The organism is Craterilacuibacter sp. (assembly GCF_051659485.1).
In the GTDB taxonomy this organism is placed as follows: Bacteria; Pseudomonadota; Gammaproteobacteria; order Burkholderiales; family Chromobacteriaceae; genus Craterilacuibacter.
This window is the reverse complement of sequence record NZ_JBOFOO010000146.1, coordinates 1-1,332: the sequence shown is the minus strand read 5'-3', so window position 1 is coordinate 1,332 and position 1,332 is coordinate 1. Positions and strand designations below refer to the sequence as shown.

The following is a 1,332-nucleotide window of genomic DNA, read 5'->3' as shown; positions in this document are numbered from 1 at the left end:
CCCATATGGCTGGGGGGTTTTTACTGCACATGCTTTGTAACAAGCACCTATCGACAAGATCTCACATTAAATATCCATATTGCCATTAATAAAACTTTACCCATGCCTTCATCATTGATTTAATAGCGACTATTGATTTCATTCGATTTCGGCGAGGGCATTTCTGCCCGACAGGATACGGTTTAATGCGCAAATTTTCTGACTGGCCCATCTGGTTACGCCTTTCCCTCGCCATCTGGTTGAGCCTGACGCTCGCCTGGGGCGGTCTGATCATGTGGGAAACGCGGGTCAGCCGCGGCATTGCCGTTGATCAGGCCAAGGATCTGGCCCACAGCATGAACGAGATGACGCTGGCCGGACTGACCGGCATGATGATTACCGGCACCGTGGCTCAGCGTGATGTCTTCCTTGACCAGATCCGCGAGCTGTCCAGCGTACACGACCTGCGCGTGCTGCGCGGCGATGGCGTCAACAAGGTATTCGGCCCCGGCAACGGCGGCAACAAGACCAAGCCGGTCGATGCCATCGAACGCCAGGCTCTGGCCACGGGCAAACCCTATATCGCCATCGAAAGCACACCGGACAAGGGCGAAATGCTGCGTGTCGTCTATCCGGCACTGGCCTCCAGCAACTATCTGGGCAAAAACTGCATCAGCTGCCATCAGGTCGCCGAAGGTACGCCTTTGGGCGCCGTCACCATGCGCGTGTCGCTGGCCAAGACCTATGCCGCAGTGGATAGCTTCCGCAACCAGAGCATCGCCTTTGCGCTGCTGATGTCACTCCCGCTGATGCTGCTTATCTTCCTGTTTATCCGCCGTTTTGTCAGCCGCCCGCTGACGGCCATGTCGCAGGGTTTAGCCGAACTGGCGCAGGGCGATGGCGACCTCAGCCGCCGCCTGCCGGTCGCCAGTCGCGATGAAATCGGTGTCGCGTCTTACCGCTTCAATCAGCTACTGGAAACCATCTCCACCCTGGTACGCGACGTCAGCCGATCGGCCCGTGAAGTGTCCGCCGCCGCGCATACGCTGACGGCAAACGCCCAACACCTGAGCGCCGGCTCCGAGCGCCAGAGCCAGCAATCCGAAGCCGCAGCTGCGGAAGTGGAAGCACTGGCGCAGCACATTGCCAATATCGCCGGCCAAGCCGATGCGGTGCAGGCCGTGTCGGCACAAAGCCTTGCCCAGTCGGAAAACGGCCGCCAGAGTCTGAACAAACTGCGCGAAGAAGCCATACAGGTCGAAGCGGCGGTCCGGCTGATGGCCGAAGCCGAGCACGACTTTATCCAATCCACCGGTGAAATCACCGACATGACGCGCCAGGTGCGCGAAATCG

At 59.0% G+C, this 1,332-nt stretch carries 1 protein-coding gene; it reads left to right on the top strand.

What is annotated here, in order from left to right; all coding sequences use genetic code 11:
* Positions 1-185 precede the first annotated feature (185 nt).
* Positions 186-1,332: methyl-accepting chemotaxis protein (locus ACRC1E_RS05085; protein WP_438514025.1), on the top strand; the 1,147-nt coding region annotated here is incomplete at its 3' end.